9 protein-coding genes and 1 pseudogene are annotated in these 16,958 nt (G+C 63.1%); 3 read left to right on the top strand and 7 right to left on the bottom strand.

The genetic code is table 11. The features are described from left to right. Window positions 1-106: 106 nt before the first annotated feature. Window positions 107-1,504 carry a CoA transferase gene (locus ACSQ84_RS01300; protein ID WP_436209840.1) on the bottom strand — a complete coding sequence of 466 codons (1,398 nt, stop codon included), beginning with the start codon at window positions 1,502-1,504 and terminating at the stop codon, window positions 107-109. Between the two features lie 859 nt (window positions 1,505-2,363). Between ACSQ84_RS01300 and ACSQ84_RS01295 the strand changes: the two genes are divergently transcribed. Continuing rightward, on the top strand, window positions 2,364-3,134 hold the full coding sequence (locus ACSQ84_RS01295) for an SDR family NAD(P)-dependent oxidoreductase (RefSeq protein ID WP_436209839.1): 771 nt from the start codon (window positions 2,364-2,366) through the stop codon (window positions 3,132-3,134). Window positions 3,135-3,522: 388 nt separating this feature from the next. Next, window positions 3,523-5,049: pseudogene (locus ACSQ84_RS01290) on the top strand (ABC-F family ATP-binding cassette domain-containing protein). Window positions 5,050-5,172: 123 nt separating this feature from the next. Here the strand turns inward: ACSQ84_RS01290 and ACSQ84_RS01285 are convergent. The 4 genes from ACSQ84_RS01285 to ACSQ84_RS01270 all read right to left on the bottom strand — a co-directional run bounded on the left by ACSQ84_RS01285 (window position 5,173) and on the right by ACSQ84_RS01270 (window position 12,515). Next, complete coding sequence (locus ACSQ84_RS01285) at window positions 5,173-6,276, bottom strand: helix-turn-helix transcriptional regulator (RefSeq protein ID WP_436209838.1); 1,104 nt, start codon at window positions 6,274-6,276, stop codon at window positions 5,173-5,175. A gap of 326 nt (window positions 6,277-6,602) precedes the next feature. Further along, window positions 6,603-10,079, bottom strand: a complete 3,477-nt coding sequence (locus ACSQ84_RS01280) for an error-prone DNA polymerase (protein WP_436209837.1) — start codon at window positions 10,077-10,079, stop codon at window positions 6,603-6,605. After that, window positions 10,076-11,812 carry a Y-family DNA polymerase gene (locus ACSQ84_RS01275; RefSeq protein ID WP_436209836.1) on the bottom strand — a complete coding sequence of 579 codons (1,737 nt, stop codon included), beginning with the start codon at window positions 11,810-11,812 and terminating at the stop codon, window positions 10,076-10,078. Before ACSQ84_RS01275 ends, ACSQ84_RS01280 begins: the two co-directional genes overlap by 4 nt. Continuing rightward, window positions 11,709-12,515 carry an ImuA family protein gene (locus ACSQ84_RS01270; RefSeq protein WP_436209835.1) on the bottom strand — a complete coding sequence of 269 codons (807 nt, stop codon included), beginning with the start codon at window positions 12,513-12,515 and terminating at the stop codon, window positions 11,709-11,711. Before ACSQ84_RS01270 ends, ACSQ84_RS01275 begins: the two co-directional genes overlap by 104 nt. Before the next feature lie 161 nt (window positions 12,516-12,676). Here ACSQ84_RS01270 and ACSQ84_RS01265 point away from each other — a divergent pair, with 161 nt between their 5' ends. Beyond that, window positions 12,677-14,092 carry a UdgX family uracil-DNA binding protein gene (locus ACSQ84_RS01265; protein ID WP_436209834.1) on the top strand — a complete coding sequence of 472 codons (1,416 nt, stop codon included), beginning with the start codon at window positions 12,677-12,679 and terminating at the stop codon, window positions 14,090-14,092. A gap of 289 nt (window positions 14,093-14,381) precedes the next feature. On the opposite strand, the gene ACSQ84_RS01260 is transcribed toward ACSQ84_RS01265, so the two are convergent. Beyond that, on the bottom strand, window positions 14,382-15,554 hold the full coding sequence (locus ACSQ84_RS01260; protein WP_436209833.1) for a M20 aminoacylase family protein: 1,173 nt from the start codon (window positions 15,552-15,554) through the stop codon (window positions 14,382-14,384). Between the two features lie 182 nt (window positions 15,555-15,736). Next, window positions 15,737-16,909: a M20 aminoacylase family protein gene (locus ACSQ84_RS01255; RefSeq protein ID WP_436209832.1), complete on the bottom strand. Its 1,173-nt coding sequence runs from the start codon at window positions 16,907-16,909 to the stop codon at window positions 15,737-15,739. Window positions 16,910-16,958 lie beyond the last annotated feature (49 nt).

Raw genomic sequence — 16,958 nt, 5'->3', positions numbered from 1 at the left:
ATTTGTCTCACCTACTCATAAGGCCTAATCCGAGTTCCAAACAAGCTAAAAAACCAGCACGGCCGTTAAATTCTGGAGAGGCAGGCTTGAGGGCCGGCTTGAAAATCTATTCACGCGGCGGCCATTGCGGCGGATGACTGCCGAGCGGCATCGCCGGGCGGGCCCAGAATGCGGGGGTTTTCGACAACAGCGCCGAATGGCGGACCGACCGCAGGGCGCCAAAGCCGGAAGCCGCCTCCTCGATGAAAAGCGTCACGGTTTCTCCCTCCAAGTCCGCGGTCTTGAAGCCGTCGGCGACGCGGCCGAGATTCCACAGCCATCGGCCGGTCTGCGCCAGCGACACCCGAACATGCCAGCTGCCGCCTTCGCGCGATTGCCGCGCCTTCGCCATCATGGCGCCGAACGCCATGAGGTAACCGGTGGCGTGATCCAGCATCTGCGCCGGCAATTCCTTTGGCCCGTCAACGCCGGCCGCCTGCCCTTCGGCATGGTTGAAGCCGGTCGACGTCTGCACCAGCGAGTCGAAGCCGCGCCGTTCCGCCCAGGGGCCGGCATGACCATAGGCCGACAGTGTCACGTAGACGATCCCCGGGCTGATGCGGGCCGCCTCTTCCGGCGCGAAGCCAAGGCCGGCGATGGCGCGCGGCCGATAGCCCTGCGAAATAATATCGGCCTGCGCCAATAGATCGCGAAACACCGCGCGGCCCTGCGCGCGCTTGAGTTCGACAAAGCTCGTCAGCTTGCCGCGCCCGGTATCGATGGTGAGCCAGGGAATTGCCGGCAGGTCGGGACCTGAGATCAACAGCACATCGGCGCCATGGGCGGCGAGCGTGCGGCCGGCGACCGGACCCGCGATCACGCGCGACAGATCGAGCACGCGAACGCCCGCGAGCGGCCGCTCGCCCTTCGGCCACGGTTTTGGCGCGGCGTCGCCGATCTTCTCGATTCCGATCAGCGGCAATCCGGCAAGCGCCCTGGCGTGCGGCGTTGCCGACCATTCTTCATATGAACGCATCATCGACACCACGCCGCCGCCGGCATAGGCCGCGGTCTCGAACGGCTCGCCGTCCCACTGCATCAGCGCGGCCTGGACGTCCTCACGCTCCGGCTTGCAGTTCAGCACCTGGCAGACGGCGTCGCGGTGATGCGGGAAATTGGTGTGCAGCCGCACGAAGCGCGCGTCGCGCGTCTTGTAGATGCCGGCAATCGCGTCCCAGGCCGGCGGCGGCGGTTTGTCGTCGACGCGCAGATAACGCTCCGAGCGGCATTCGACCACGGCGTGGCGCATGTCGACGGTAACGTCCTGCGATTGCCCGCTGCGCAGCTTCCAGATCTCGGCGGCGGCAAGGCCTGTTGCTGCGACGCTGGCCTGCGCCGCGGCTGCGACACGAAACGACGACGGCAGTTGCGGCTCTTCGCCGGTCAGCTTGACTGCGTCGAGTGCGGAAACGTCGCCGCCGGCTGATGTCCAGATATCGCGGAGGATTTCTGATGTGCTTTTCACAGGCGTCTCGCTCCCTTGCTTAGGGGATGTGCCTCACCGCGGAAGAAGTTGCAATCGCCACCAGGCCGGTTCTACGAACTGTCATCCCCCGCGAAGGCGGGGGATCCAGTACGCCGCGGCCTCCCGGTTGTACCATCGACGTCTCTGGAATACTGGATCACCCGCATGCGCGGGTGATGACAGCTGAATGTGAGTTCGCGATCTCGCGGCGCGTTGCGCCCGAGGTTTGCTGTTGAACTTCCCGCCCTCTCCAAACAGAGGGCGCAGGGAAGACCGGGTGCGCGCTGCACCCGCGGTCCCGTGTGCGGTTTGTAGATAGAAAGCTGCACACGAGCATACAGGGCAGCGGAGAACACCCGGCCTTCCCTGCGCAATGGCTTTACGGCTTATAACGAGCTCTCCCCGGAGAACGGCTCTTTTGCCTCCGTTGCGCCCTGAAAACTATTGTCTCCAGGTGCATTGACGCCAGCACCGCGACGTCAGGACCACACGTCTTCGCCGTACGCTATCCGCCACGGTCGTCTCCGTGACATCAGCGTCCACCGCAACCCGTCCAACGTCCGTGACGACGGCCGACGCCCTTCTGAGTAGGACGGGATGGCCAATATGTACCCTGATTTTGTATTCTGTAAAAGCGAAATATTTTTTATTTTGGGGCTTGACATTGGTTCTGAATAACAGAAGTGACTGCCCGGCTCGCCAAGGACCTATGCGGTATTTTTTATACGGCCATGTTTGGCTTGTATATCGGCATGATGCAAAACCGTCAGACAGGCAGCTTGCCCGCCTTGCGGTTCTGCTACAATGTCGCAGGGCAACAAAGCAGAACAACAACAAACGCCAACAACGGAAAGACAACATGGATCTCGGTCTGAAGGGAAGAAACGCCATCGTGCTCGGCGGCACGCGCGGCATTGGACGGGCGATTGCCGATACGCTGGCCGGCGAAGGCGCCGGCGTCGCCGTCTGTGCGCGCAACGCCGATCAGGTCGCAAGTGCCGTTGCCGAACTGAAGGCCCGGGGCGTGAAGGCGACCGGTGCACCGGTTGATATAACCGACGCGGCCGCGCTGAAATCCTGGATCGCGGGCGCCGCGCAGGAGCTCGGCAGCATCGACATGCTGTTCTCCAACGCCGGCGCCATGGCGCAAGGCGGCGACGTCGCCTCGTGGGAGCAGAATTTCCGGCTCGACGTGCTCGGCGCCGTCAACGCATTCGAATCCGCGCGGCCGTTCCTGGAGGCGAGCGGCGAGAAGAACGGCGACGCCGCCTTTGTCATGATTTCATCCATCTCGGCGGCGCAGGCCGACAACGCCAGCTCCTACGGCCCGATCAAGGCGGCGCTGGTGCACATGGCGAAGGGCCTGGCGCGGCAATACGCCCCGAAGAAAATCCGCGTCAACGTGGTCTCGCCGGGCACGGTCTATTTCAAGGGCGGCGTCTGGCACATGGTCGAGCAGAACATGCCGAAGCGCTACCAGGACACGCTGGCGCGCAACCCGACCGGCCGCATGGCGACGCCGCAGGAAATCGCGAACGCCGCCGTGTTCCTGGCAAGCCCGGCCTCCTCGTTCACGACGGGCTCGAACCTCATCGTCGACGGTGCGATCTCGAACCGGGTGAATTTCTGAGGGCCAGTCCGGAGAACGTTTGCCCATCGCCAGGGATTGACTTGACGATTGGAACGGCAAGACATTGGCTTGCTCTACTTTAGCTTGCGCTCCTGTGCGGAGCGCGTTATTTTGACATCACTCAATCCTGAAAGGAGGGCCGCGCGATGACGTCGTTTTTCCGGCACTATCGCCAGCGTGGCCCGGTCAACGCCCTGCAAATGCGTTTGCAGGGCTGACCAGAGACTTCTACCGAACTTCTTCCTGGTCTGCCCTTCGTGGCCATGCGGCGTTGCGCGTTCTTGTGCTCGCGCCTGCATTCTCATCCATCGCCGCGCTTTGACACCGACATCCGCCGACGGCTGCATGCCCCGGATATCGTGTTCGCCGGCAAGACCAGAGAACGATCATGACGCTTATTACTATCCGCAATCTCGGCGTGACGCTGAGCGCGCCGCTGTTTTCCCGGCTGAACCTCGTCGTCAATCCCGGCGACCGGATCGGGCTTGTCGCCGCCAATGGTCGCGGAAAGACCACCCTGCTGCGCTGTATGGCAGGCACCATGGAAGCGAGCGAGGGCGAGATCATCCGATCGCGCGGGCTGACGGTGGGCTGTGTCGAGCAGAACGTGCCGGAAGCGCTGATGGAGACACCCCTCTATGCAGCCGTGCTCGAGACGCTCTCCACCGAACAACGGCTCAGCGAAAGCTGGCGGGTCGATGTTGCCCTGGAATCGCTCGAAGTGCCCGAGGCGTTGCGGCAGCGGCCGCTGAAACAGTTAAGCGGCGGCTGGCAGCGGCTTGCCATGCTTGCGCGTGTGCTCATGACGGAGGCCGACGTGCTTCTGCTCGACGAGCCAACCAACCATCTCGACCTCACCAGGATCAGCCGGCTTGAGAACTAGCTGAACGCGCTGCCGCGCGAGTTGCCCGTCGTCATATCCAGTCACGACCGCGCCTTTCTCGATGCGACCACGAACCGGACGCTGTTCCTGCGGCCGGAGCAATCACAGCTGTTTTCATTGCCCTATACACGGGCACGCGCCGCCCTCCGTGAAGTGGACGCATCGGACCAGCGGCGCTATCAACATGACCTGAAGTCTGCCCAGCAGCTTCGCCAACAGGCCGCGAAGCTCAGCAATATCGGCATCAATTCCGGCAGCGACCTGCTGTTGTCAAAGACCAGGCAGTTGAAGCAGCGGGCCGGGAAACTGGAAGATGCGGCGAAGCCTGCGCATCTCGAACGATCCGCCGGCGCAATCAGGCTTGCCAATCGCGGAACCCACGCCAAGGTGATGGTGACGCTGGACGACGCCACAGTCGAGACGCCAGATGGCAGGCTGCTGTTTCGAACCGGCAAGCAGTTCATCTGCAAGGGAGACCGGATTGTGTTGCTGGGATTGAACGGGTCCGGCAAGACCCGGCTTGTCGCCATGCTGCGCGCAGCAATCGAAAATCGGGACGCGGTGCAAGCCGGCTTCAAGGCCACGCAGTCGCTCGTTCTCGGCTATTGCGATCAGGCTCTTGCCGGTCTTGCAGATGCCGACACACCGGCACACGCGATCGTCCGTCGCTTCGATGTCGGCGATCAGCGTGCGCGCACTTTGCTCGCGGGCGCCGGCCTCTCGATCGAGATGCAGGGCCGTCCGATCGGCCAGCTTTCCGGCGGACAGAAGGCGCGTCTGGGCATGCTGTTGCTGCGGCTTGTGCAGCCAAATTTTTATTTGCTGGATGAACCCACCAATCATCTGGATATCGAGGGGCAGGAAGCATTGGAGGCTGAATTGATGGTGCATCAGGCAAGCTGCCTTTTGGTGTCACATGACCGCAACTTCGTGCGAACGGTGGGCAATCGCTTCTGGCTGATCGAAAAGAAGAAGCTGGTCGAACTGGAGGAACCGGAAGGGTTGTTTGCAGCAGTCAGTGCAGGGAGTTAGCCGCGCGACAGCCCTGTTTGCTGTGTGACAGGCGTTACGGCGGCAACGCGGCCGACGCTGGGCACCTATCACCAGCAATTCTCATTTTGAGAATATCCGGGATTTGGCGGCGGCCAGCCGCCGCTATCGCAAGCGGCCAACCAGCGCAACCAGCTCGCCTTGCCGATGGGTGTCGGTCTTGCGGAAGATCGCTTTGAGGTGCGACCGCGCGGTTTCATGCGCGATTGCCATTTCCTGCGCGACTTCTTCCAGCGACTTGCCGCCGGCCAGGCACAGCGTAATACGCGCTTCCGATGGCGTCAGGTGAAAGGCCTGGCGCAGCATCGCCGACTGTTCGGCCTCCGCTTCATCGAAGCCGGAGAAGATGAGAATGGCGCGAGCCCCGAGAAACGGGCTGCGCGCCGCGCCATCGACCGGGAGAATGCGGATCACGATGGGCAGCTTGCCGTCGCGCCGGATCACGATGGGCGCGACGCCAAGCGCATCGAGGTCGGAGGAGGTTCTCAGCCGGTCGAGGAAATTGTTGAACGCCGATTGCGCGCGCCCGTCGGTGATAACGAGGCGCTGGCCAATGACCTGAATATCGCCGCCAAGCGCGGCTTCCGCTGCTGGATTGATGTCGACGACCGATCCGAACCGGTCGAGCGCAATCGCGGCACGCTTGATGAAGGTCAACGCATTGGTGATGCCGGACAGCACGCCCCTTCCGACCGCGGTCGAAAGCGTGGCCGTCTCGGTCAACCGTTGCGACAGGCCAGCTAGCGCCATTTTTTCGGATTCGTCAAAAGCGCCCTCGGCGATCGAGCGCTGGATGGAAAAACCCCACAACGCCGGTCCCGCAAAAAAACCGACAACCGCAAACCAGCGCAGCCCGAAACTGTTCGCATGCGCATACAGGGGATCGCGGAGCATTTCAGTCTCGGACGTGAAGATGTCCTGGTCGCTGACGATCTGACGTCCTGCCATCAACAGCGGCACGCCGCGAACCGCACGGATGTCGTTTTCGTGGTAGTGATTGTCGAAATAGGCCTTGAAGAATTCCCGCCCGGACTCCGTCATCGGCACGTCGGGAGTCCGGACGTCGCTTTGCAGCAGACAGGCGCTGGTCGAACCGCTGGCGCTGCAAACGTCCTGCATCAGGACCGGCCACAGCGCAGGGTCGAGCACCGCTTCTCCAAGCCGGTTGCTGATGGACTGCAACCGGTCAACGTCCACCTTCGTCCCCATTGGCTATGCCTATGCCATCGTTTCAGCCACGCGCTTCGAAACCGGTGTCCAAATCGGGTTACGCGGCCCGCTTCCAAGCGGCTCCACGTTCCGACAAGGGATCGTCAAACGCCACCCCCATTTGGGTGAGACCGGCAGGTAACGTTACCATCGCTTCTGGGGCGGGTTGACCGATTTTGACTCGATGCACCGCCTCGCGTCGGCTAGATTAGGGATCACCCGGGGCTAGAGGTTTCATCAACAATCAATTTGTTCTTCCGGGACGGCCGCTGGATGTACGTCCAGCGGCCATTTTAATGTGCGGGGTGCGCCATGGCGTTCGCGCCTCAATGAAAATCCCGCGACGGTGGCAATATCCGGACGTTGCGCGGATGGCGGATCTTGTGCGCTGACGTCTCGGGGTGATCGCGGCGATCGTCGTTGAGCGGTTCGATCAACGCGGGGCCGGTCGGCACCGGATGCTTGCGGCTGAGTGCGTCGTTGGCCAGACCGATCAGATCGTGCGAGCGGTCGAACAGCCGCTGCGCGACCAGATGCGTCACCTGTTCCGGACTGCTCTGGATGTAGCCCTCGACCATGATCAGGCGTGCACCCATCACTTCCTTGCGGTATTTTTCCATCACCGCCGGCCACACCACGATGTTGGCGATCCCGGTTTCATCCTCCAGCGTCATGAAGACAACGCCCTTGGCGCTGCCCGGACGCTGCCGCACCAGGACCACGCCGGCGCAGCGGACATGCTTCCGGTCGTTGCGATGCGCGATGTGTTCGCAAGGCACCACGCGCTCTCTTGAAAGCATCGCGCGTAAAAATTCCAGCGGATGGCCCTTCAGCGACAACCGGATGGTCTGATAGTCGGCGACCACCTGCTCCGGCAGCGGCATGTCAGGCAAAGGCTTTGCATTCTCGTCCGGCTGCTCGCGCGCGACCGCCGCCTCGAACAGCGGCAGCGGCACGTCGTCGGGCAGCCGCCGCACCGCCCACAGCGCGGCGCGGCGATCGAGCCCGAGGGAACGGAACGCGTCGGCATCTGCCAGCAGGATCAGCGCGCGCTTGGGCAACGCGGTGTCGCGCGCGAATTCCTCCAGCGAGGTGAACGGACAGCGTGTGCGGGCGGCGATGATGCGGTCGGCCCAGTCTTCTGCGCTCTCGTCATTCTCCGATGCGCAATTGCGCATCGTAGGCGCGCGTAGCGCGAGCCCGGAATCCATTTTACCACGCGGATGCGGCGCAATGGTTTCCGGGCTCGCGCCAAGGGGCGCGCCCCGGAATGACAGTTGAGATTTCTTCAAACTCTCCTCATCCGGATCGGTCCATTTGAAACCGTCAATCTGGCGAAACCCGAGCCGCACCGCGCAATATTTTCCTTCGCCCTCTTCCAGCGTGTTCTGCGCAAAGCTATACGACACGTCGATCTCGCGTACTTCGACGCCGTTCTTGCGGGCGTCGCCGACGATCTGGGCCGGGGCGTAAAAGCCCATCGGCTGCGAGTTCAACAGCCCGCAGCAGAACGCGTCGGGATGGTAATGCTTGAGCCATGACGAGACATAGACGAGCTGCGCGAAACTTGCGGCATGGCTTTCCGGAAAGCCGTAGGAGCCAAATCCCTTGATCTGGTTGAAGCAATTATTGGCGAACTCGGGATCGTAGCCGCGGCGGATCATGTTGCCGACCATCTTGGCTTCGAACTTGCCGATGGTCCCGAGATTGCGGAACGTCGCCATGGCGCGGCGCAGCCCGTTGGCTTCTTCGGAGGTAAATTCCGCAGCCTCGATGGCGATACGCATCGCCTGTTCCTGGAACAAGGGAACGCCCAGCGTCTTGTGCAGGACGTTACGCAGCTCATCCTTGTTGCCGCCCTTTGGATAGGGATACTCGATATCCTCCGGCCGCATTTTGCGGCGCTTGAGATAGGGATGCACCATGTCGCCCTGGATCGGGCCGGGCCGCACGATCGCAACCTCGATGACGAGATCGTAAAAAGTTCGCGGCTTCAGGCGCGGCAGCATGTTCATCTGGGCGCGGCTCTCGACCTGGAACACGCCGAGCGATTCACCTCTCTGCAGCATTTGATAGACTGCGTCGTCATCCTTCGATTTGATATCGGCCAGCTCGTATCGCTTACCCTTGTGATCGGCGATGAGATCAAAACATTTGCGGATGCAGGTCAGCATGCCCAGCGCCAGCACGTCGACCTTCATCATGTTCAGCGCGTCGACGTCGTCCTTGTCCCATTCGATGAAGGTGCGGTCGTCCATCGCCGCGTTGCCGATCGGCACGTAAGTATCGAGCCGGTCCTGCGTCAGCACATAGCCGCCGACATGCTGTGACAGATGCCGCGGGAATTCGATCAGTTCGGTCGCAAGCGCCACCGCGAGCTCGATCATCGCATTTTGCGGATCCAGTCCGGCCTGCCGAACCTGCATCTCGTTGAGGCCCTTGCCCCAGCTGCCCCACACCGTATCGGCCAAGGCCGCGGTGACGTCTTCCGTCAGCCCCAGCGCCTTGCCGACATCGCGGATCGCGCTGCGCGGGCGGTAATGAATGACGGTGGCAATGATCGCGGCGCGGTGGCGGCCGTAGCGCCGATAGACATATTGCATCACCTCTTCGCGGCGCGAATGCTCGAAATCGACGTCGATGTCGGGCGGCTCCAGCCGCTCCTTGGAAATGAACCGCTCAAACAGCAGATCGACCTTGGTCGGGTCGACCGAGGTAATGCCGAGCACGTAGCAGACCGCCGAGTTCGCCGCCGATCCCCTGCCCTGACAGAGGATGTTCTGGCTGCGCGCATAATGGACGATGTCGTGCACGGTGAGGAAATAATGCGCGTAGTTGAGCTCGGCGATCAGCGCCAGTTCCTTGCGCAAGGTGGCGCGGAGCGTGTCATCGATCTCTCCACCAAAATAACTGATAACACCCTGCCATGTCAGGTCTTCCAGATGCTGCTGCGCGGTCTTGCCCGGCGGTACCGGCTCGTCCGGATACTGGTATTTGAGTTGGTCGAGCGAGAAGGAGATACGATCGGCAAAGCGCATGGTTTCCGCGATCGCGTCCGGCAGACCGCGGAACAGCCGCGCCATTTCATGCGGCGGCTTGAGATAGCGTTCCGCATTGGCCTCGAGCCGCTTGCCGATCGCTTCGATGGTGGTTTTCTCGCGGATACAGGTCAGCACGTCCTGCAGCGGACGGCGCGCGGCATCGTGGTACAGCACCTCGTTGGTTGCCAATAGCGGCACCTTTGATGTCAGCGATATCAGATGCAGCCGCGCCAGCCGGCGGCGGTCGTCGCCGCGATACAACAGGCTCGCGGCCAGCCACACGCCATCGGCGCGGCTGGCCTTCAGACGGTCCAGGATTTTCAGAGATTCCGGAGAGTCGAAGCGATGCGGCAGCGTCAGCACCAGGAGCTGGCCTTCGCTGAATTCCAGGAGGTCATCGAGTTTCAGATGGCATTCCCCCTTGGCGATCCGCTCGGTATCGCCGCCGCGTTTGCCGCGGGTCAAGAGCTGGCACAGCCGGCCATAGGCGGCGCGGTCGCGCGGATAGACCAGAATATCCGGCGTGCCGTCCATGAAGACGAGGCGCGATCCGATCAGAAGTTTTGGCTTGTATAAAACCTCGGGATTGTCGAGTTCCTTGTAGGCGCGCACCACGCCGGCCAGCGTGTTGTGGTCGGCGATCCCGATCACGGGAATGCCAAGCCGGCTCGCCTCGTGCACATAGGCGCGCGGATCGGAGCCGCCGCGCAGGAAGGAGAAATTCGTGGTGATGCCGATTTCGGCATAAGCTGCGTTGTTCATGCGAATAGCCCGTGCACGAACCATTTGGGCGGGACGGGTTCGCCTTCCTGCTCTGCTTGTTCGCCTTCATAGAGCCCGTCGCGATAGACCCAGAAGCGCCGTCCTTCAGCGTCCTCAATGCGGAAATAATCCCGCGTCAGCGCCTCGCCATTCTGTTTCCACCATTCCATCGCGATGCGTTCGGGGCCTTCCACCCGCACCACCGCGTGCGTCACGCGGCGCCAGGTGAATTGATGCGGCGGCCCGTCGGGCACGGACGCAAACGGCACCTTGATGGGCTCCGGTTTTTCGAACAGCCGCAGCGGCCGCAATGGCGGCTCGCTCGCGATCCGCTCAGGCCAGGCAGCCTGCGTCGCGGCGGCCAGATGATGCTGCGCTGATACCGCCAACACCGCGCGTTCCGGAATATGGGTGTCCTGCGGCAGATGCACGACCACGCGCTTTCCGCCGATCCGCGCGGCGATGCGGTCGATCAGGGCCGCCAGTTCGTCATTGTCATGGATATTGGCGTCGAGATCGCGCTGCTGCTGCACCACGATTTCGGTGCGGCTGGCGGACAGACGGATGAGATCGAAGCCAAAACCGGGATCGAGCGGATCGTTCAAGGCATCGAGCCGCTCGCGAAACAGCCGGTCGATCACCTCAGGCTTGGTCACGGGGCGGCCGGTATCGACCAGGATCGTGCGCACCGCGCCGTCGGTGCGGAAGAAACTCGCCTCCAGCCGCCGCGCGCCCTTGCCCTGCTTGTCCATCGCGGTGACCAGCGTACTGGCCAGCGCCGACAGGTTCATCACGATCACATTGTCGGTGGCAACCGGTTCGGGAAAGCGTTTCTCGACGATGTAATCCGGCAGCGGTTTTCGTGGGCTGATCGGCGCATCGCCCTGCCCCAGCGCGTGTTCGAGCAGGACCGTGAAGCTTGCGCCAAATCTGGCCGTGATCTCGTGGCGCGCGCGCGCGGCGACGTCGCCAATGGTTTTCAACCCGGCGCGGCGAAGACCGCTGGTGATGGCGGTATCGGCGCCGAGGGCTGCGACCGGCAGCGGGCCGACGGCGTCAGCTTCCTCGCCATCGGCAATGATTTTCCCTGAAACATGCCGCGTCATGGTGCGCGCGCAGATCGAGGTTCCCGCGATGCCGGCGCTGACGACAAAACCTCTGCGGGTCAGCGCGCCGCACAGGGTCTGCAGCAGCGCGCGCTCGCCGCCGAACAGATGGGCGCAGCCGGTGATGTCGAGATACAGCCCGTGCGGGGGATCGAGCGCCACCAGCGGCGTGAAGCGATCGCACCAGTCGGCGATATCGCCAAGCGTTTTGGCGTCCGCAACCGGGTCGGCATCGAACACCGTCAATTCCGGGCAGATGGCGCGGGCATTGGCGAGCGGCAGACCGATCTCGAGACCGGAACGCGCCGCGAGATCGTCGAGCGCATAGATCTGCAGCGCGTTGTTTTGTTTGGCGACGACGACGGTGGGGGTGTCTCGTTGCATCTCTTCCGCTTGCGGGGATGCGATCCTGGCGGAGGAAACTCTCTCCACACGAACAGTCTGACTCGCGGCGGCACCCCCACCCCAACCCTCCCCCGCAAGCGGGAGAGGGAGCGCACCGTTCGTGTCGTGAGAGTTTTGCTCACGCGCTTCGTCTGAAAACGCTTTGCGCTTGATGCGGTCGATGGGCAGGCGTGGCAGCCAGAGGCTGAGGATTCGCCGCCGGTTCGCTGAAAAGGCACTCATCACATTTCCATTCCATGATCCACCGCCCAACCGGGCCGTGACGGTTACGAATGAGCTCGGCGTCGAACATTGGCGCGCCCCATGCCTGCCAAGGCGCCGCAGACCTTGAAGACGCTGATGGCGGCGAATGCGCCGCGCGCACGATCCATCTGGTCTCCGCGGTCGAGGGCGACGGCACGGCCGCCAGCCGCAACAGCAACGCGGTGACGCCGGAAGCCTGCGCGGCCAATGTCAGTTTGCGGCTGGCGACGAGATCGAGCTGCCGCGGCTCGCCCCAGACTTCCAGCACCACGGCGCCGAGCGCATCGCAGGCCAGCGCGTCGGCGGCGGTCCGCAACGCGGCATCGACGTCCGCGGCGCGCACGGTCACCAGCAGCCGCGGATCCAGCCCGAGTTCGGCCAGCCCGCTCATCGAGAGCGCGCCGGATTCGATTTCCGAAAAATCCTGCCGTACCCAGACCAGCGGCCGGCGCGAAATCACCCGTCCCGCAAGGCCGGCGATAAATCCGCTCGCCGCCGCCCCCTGATGTCCTTCGGCAAAGACTTCATGCACCGCGGCGCGGGCGAGGCCGCCGCACAGCGTCGCATCGGCCTCGGCATGGCCGAGCGCCACTTTATGGAGCGCATGCATATCCACGCCCGCCTCGATGCGCTCGATGCGGCCGCGCAAACTCGCAAGCGTGCTCATGCGTGCGCCGGTCATGCGCCGTTCCTCGGAATTCTGGAGCCGTTGCGGTTCTTGGGATGAACCTGCTGCTGGCTCATTTGTTCATGATATGTTCTAATATAAAGCTAACAGGGCCTGCAGAGTCAATCGGGATTGCGACTCTGGCGATTCATGAATGGAATCAAAGAGATTCTGAGATGAAACCGGCATACTCAATCACCCTCGACTGCGAAACCGATTTCGACGGCTGGCGGAAAGCGGCACGGGCCCTGGCACTGACCGAAGTGCAGCCCCTGGATGTGACATGGCGGGTGCGCGGCACCACGCCCGAACCTTTCGAACCATCCGCCTCGCCGCTCGAACCACCGCACGGCGCTTTCAGCGTATCCGCAAAATTCGTTGAGTTGGCGCAGGCCGCGATCCTGCACCGCGATGGCGAGCGCTTCGCTCTTCTCTATCGCCTGCTGTGGCGGCTGCGCGGCGATCACGATTTGCTCAATGTTGCGACCGATCCCGACGTTGCGCGCGTCTCGGCAATGGCCAAGGCCGTGCATCGCGACACGCAGCGGATGCAGGCCAGCGTCCGTTTCCGCGAAATCGGCCGCGAGCATAAATCGCATTTCGTCGCCTGGTTCGAACCGGAGCATCATATCGTCGAGCTGGCTGCGCCCTTCTTTGCCCGTCGCTTTGCGGACATGCCCTGGTCGATCCTGACGCCGGACGTCTGCGCGCATTGGGATGGCCATGCCGTCTCGATCACGCGCGGCATCGACACGTCCGAGGCGCCGACAGAAAATCGCCTGGAAGAAACCTGGCGGCGCTATTACGCCAGCGTCCTAGATCCGGCCCGGCTGAAGGCGAATGCGTTGCAAACCGGGATATCGCGGAAATACCCGAGGAACCCGCAGGGCTCATCGATTAAGCCTCTGACCGAAAGCGCCGAAGGCTTGCCCGGCGCGATGATCGCGAATGCCGCAACGGAGCCGCCCATGCGCCGCAAGCAGGCTGCCGACGATATCGAAATCCTGCGCGAAGAAGCCGCCGATTGCCGCGCCTGCCCGCTCTGGAAGAACGCGACCCAGACCGTGTTCGGCGAAGGCCCGCAAGCCGCTGAGATCATGCTGGTCGGCGAGCAGCCCGGCGACAAGGAAGACCTCGCGGGCAAACCGTTCGTCGGACCGGCCGGCCAATTGCTGGACCGCGCGTTAAAAGAGGCCGGCATCGACCGCTCAAAGGTCTACGTCACCAACGCGGTGAAGCATTTCAAATTTGTGCCGCGCGGAAAAATCCGCCTGCACCAGAAGCCGAATACGCCCGAAATCAAGGCCTGCCGCCAATGGTATGAACGCGAACGCGCCGCGATCAACCCCGCTTTGGTGGTCGCGATGGGCGCTACCGCGGCGCAGAGCGTGTTCGGGAAAATCACCCCGATCGGCAAAAACCGCGGGCATGCAATCAATCTCGACGACGGTACGAGGGCGCTGGTGACGGTGCATCCGTCCTATCTTCTGCGCGTACCCGATGCCGACGCCAAGGCGCGGGAATACCAGCGCTTCGTCGGCGACCTCAAAATCGCGGCGGCATTGCTGCGAAAATCGGCGCGCGCCGCCTGAAGTTCCCGCGCATTCTGGAACCGCAAATTCCTGTTACCGCCCGCTCGAAAAATGACAAAATAGATGTACAACCTTCAATTGATGGAGGATACTATCTCATTCTCTGGGGAGGATTTTGGGACGTCCTGTTCACGCCATGACGTTCCCATAAGGTCGGCGCGCTGTACGGCTTCCTCTAGCCCCGGTGCTGCACAGCGCGCGGCCTGCCCCTCGTCAGCCACGACGGCGGCTGACGCAACAAAAAAGGCCCGCTCCGCGCGGGCCTTTTGCTTTTGGCGCTAATCTCACCTCACGCCGGCAGCGCGTTCTCCACCAGCTTGATCCAGTATGACGTGCCGTGGACGATCGCCTCGTCGTTGAAATTGTATTCGGGGTGATGCAGGCCCGCGGTATCGCCATTGCCGCAGAAGATGAACGCGCCGGGACGTGCCTCCAGCATGTAGGAAAAATCCTCCGCACCCATCAGCGGCGGGGTCTCGTGCACATTGGCCTCGCCGGCGATCTCCCTGGCGATCCTGGTTGCGAACTCGGTTTGCGAAGCGTGGTTGACGGTGACGGGATAACCACGCTTGTAGGTGAGGTCGATTTTCGCGCCGGTGATTTGCGCCACGCCGGCGACCACCTCGCGCACCCGCTTCTCGACCAATGCGCGAACTTCCGGCGTCAACGTCCGGATCGTGCCGCGCAATTCAGCGGTTTGCGGGATCACGTTGCGGGCGTTGCCGGCCTGGAATTCGCAGACCGAGATCACCGCCGACTCCAACGGATCGATGCTGCGCGACACGATCGACTGCAGCGCGGTGACCACCTGCGCCCCGACCAGCACGGAATCGATGCAGATATGCGGCCGTGCCGCGTGGCCGCCAAGCCCGGTGATCTTGATATCGAGTTCATCGGTCGCCGCCATGATCGGGCCGGAGCGAATGGCGAAGCTGCCGACCGGAATGCCCGGGCCATTATGCATGCCATAAACCTGATCGATGCCAAAACGATCCATCAGGCCGTCCTTGATCATCGCGTCGGCACCGGCGCCACCCTCTTCGGCCGGCTGGAAGATCACGACCGCATCGCCGGCGAAATTGCGGGTCTCGGCGAGATAGCGGGCCGCCCCGAGCAGCATCGCGGTGTGGCCGTCATGGCCGCAGGCATGCATCTTGCCTGATATCTTGGAGGCATAAGGCAGGTTGGTGGCTTCCTCGATCGGCAGCGCGTCCATGTCGGCGCGCAGCCCGATCACCCTGATGTCGCCCTTGCCGGCCGGCTTCTTGCCCTTGATGACGCCGACGACGCCGGTCCGGCCGAGGCCGGTCGCGACCTCGTCGCAGCCGAATTCGCGCAAGCGGTCGGCCACGAATGCCGCAGTGCGGTGCACGTCATACAGCAATTCGGGGTGTTGATGGATATCGCGGCGCCAGGCCTGAATATCGGGTTGAAGGTCGGCGACGCGGTTGACGATGGGCATTGAAATTCTCTGCTTCCGGGTTGAACGCCCGTCCTGTCTAGCATGCAAGACGGGCTCGACCCAGCACTCTGCCGCAGAGCCCCATTCCGCCCCGGGGTGCTCGCTTGACCGAAATCCCGGCGCAGCCTTTGCCGGCCCGAAGACCCTCTCATTGGCGTCGTTTGAAAAGCCGGTGAACGGCCTCACGCTGCCAGCGTGTTCTCGACCAGCTTGATCCAGTACGAGGTGCCGAACACCAGCGCCTCGTCGTTGAAATTGTATTCGGGGTGATGCAGCCCAGCGCTGTCGCCGTTGCCGCAGAAAATCAACGCGCCCGGCCGCTGCTCCAGCATGAAGGCGAAATCCTCGCCGGCCATCAGCGGCGCCATCTCCTCAACGTTGGCGTCGCCGGCGATTTCCCGGGCGGCGCGAACAGCGAGGTCGGTCTGAGCGACGTGGTTGACCGTCACCGGATAGCCGCGGTTGTAGGTCAGGTCGATCTTGGCGCCCGTGATCTGCGCTATGCCGGCGACGACCTCGCGCACGCGCTTTTCCACCAGTTTCCGCACCTCGGCGTTCAGGGTGCGGACGGTGCCTGCCAGCTCAGCGGTGTGCGGGATCACGTTGCGGGCATTGCCGGCGTGAAACTCGCAGATCGAAATGACAGCCGATTCCAGCGGATCGACGCTGCGCGACACGATCGACTGCAGCGCATTGATCAGCTGCGCGCCAACCAGCACCGAATCGATGCATTTGTGCGGACGCGCGGCGTGCCCGCCGTGCCCCTCGATCCTGATGGCGACGGCATCGCCGCCGGCCATGATCGGGCCGGGCCGAATGGCAAAGCTCCCGACCGGAATGCCCGGACCATTGTGCATGCCGTAGACCTGCTCGATGCCGAAACGGTCCATCAGGCCGTCCTTAAGCATCGCGACGGCGCCCGCGCCGCCCTCTTCCGCCGGCTGGAAGATCACGACCGCATCGCCGGCGAAATTGCGCGTCTCGGCGAGATAGCGCGCGGCGCCGAGCAGCATCGCGGTGTGGCCGTCATGGCCGCAGGCGTGCATCAAACCCGGGTTCCTGGAGGCGTAAGGCAGGTTGGTCGCTTCCTCGATCGGCAGCGCGTCCATATCGGCGCGCAGCCCGATCACCTTCATCTCGCCTTTGCCGGCGGGCCTGTTGCCCTTGATGACGCCGACCACGCCGGTGCGGCCAAGCCCGGTGACCACCTCGTCGCAACCGAATTCCCGCAACCGGTCCGCCACCAGCGCCGCCGTGCGGTGCACCTCGTACAGCAGCTCGGGGTGTTGATGGATATCGCGGCGCCAGGCCTGGATATCGGGTTGCAGATCGGCGACACGGTTGACAATGGGCATGGAACTGATCGGTTCTTTTTGGGGTGAGCGCTGTTTTCCTGTAGCATGC

The sequence above is a fragment of the Bradyrhizobium sp. LjRoot220 genome (genome assembly GCF_964252915.1).
Lineage (GTDB): Bacteria > Pseudomonadota > Alphaproteobacteria > Rhizobiales > Xanthobacteraceae > Bradyrhizobium.
Note: the sequence above shows the minus strand (reverse complement) of the source record. Positions and strands in the feature narration are given on the sequence as shown.

What these genes read in the sequence shown, in the direction of transcription:
- ACSQ84_RS01295 (WP_436209839.1), top strand. Translation starts at nt 2,364, where the DNA reads ATGGATCTCGGTCTGAAGGGAAGAAACGCCATCGTGCTCGGCGGCACG.
- ACSQ84_RS01285 (WP_436209838.1), bottom strand. Translation starts at nt 6,276, where the DNA reads ATGGGGACGAAGGTGGACGTTGACCGGTTGCAGTCCATCAGCAACCGG.
- ACSQ84_RS01280 (WP_436209837.1), bottom strand. Translation starts at nt 10,079, where the DNA reads ATGAACAACGCAGCTTATGCCGAAATCGGCATCACCACGAATTTCTCC.
- ACSQ84_RS01275 (WP_436209836.1), bottom strand. Translation starts at nt 11,812, where the DNA reads ATGAGTGCCTTTTCAGCGAACCGGCGGCGAATCCTCAGCCTCTGGCTG.
- ACSQ84_RS01270 (WP_436209835.1), bottom strand. Translation starts at nt 12,515, where the DNA reads ATGACCGGCGCACGCATGAGCACGCTTGCGAGTTTGCGCGGCCGCATC.
- ACSQ84_RS01265 (WP_436209834.1), top strand. Translation starts at nt 12,677, where the DNA reads ATGAAACCGGCATACTCAATCACCCTCGACTGCGAAACCGATTTCGAC.
- ACSQ84_RS01260 (WP_436209833.1), bottom strand. Translation starts at nt 15,554, where the DNA reads ATGCCCATCGTCAACCGCGTCGCCGACCTTCAACCCGATATTCAGGCC.
- ACSQ84_RS01255 (WP_436209832.1), bottom strand. Translation starts at nt 16,909, where the DNA reads ATGCCCATTGTCAACCGTGTCGCCGATCTGCAACCCGATATCCAGGCC.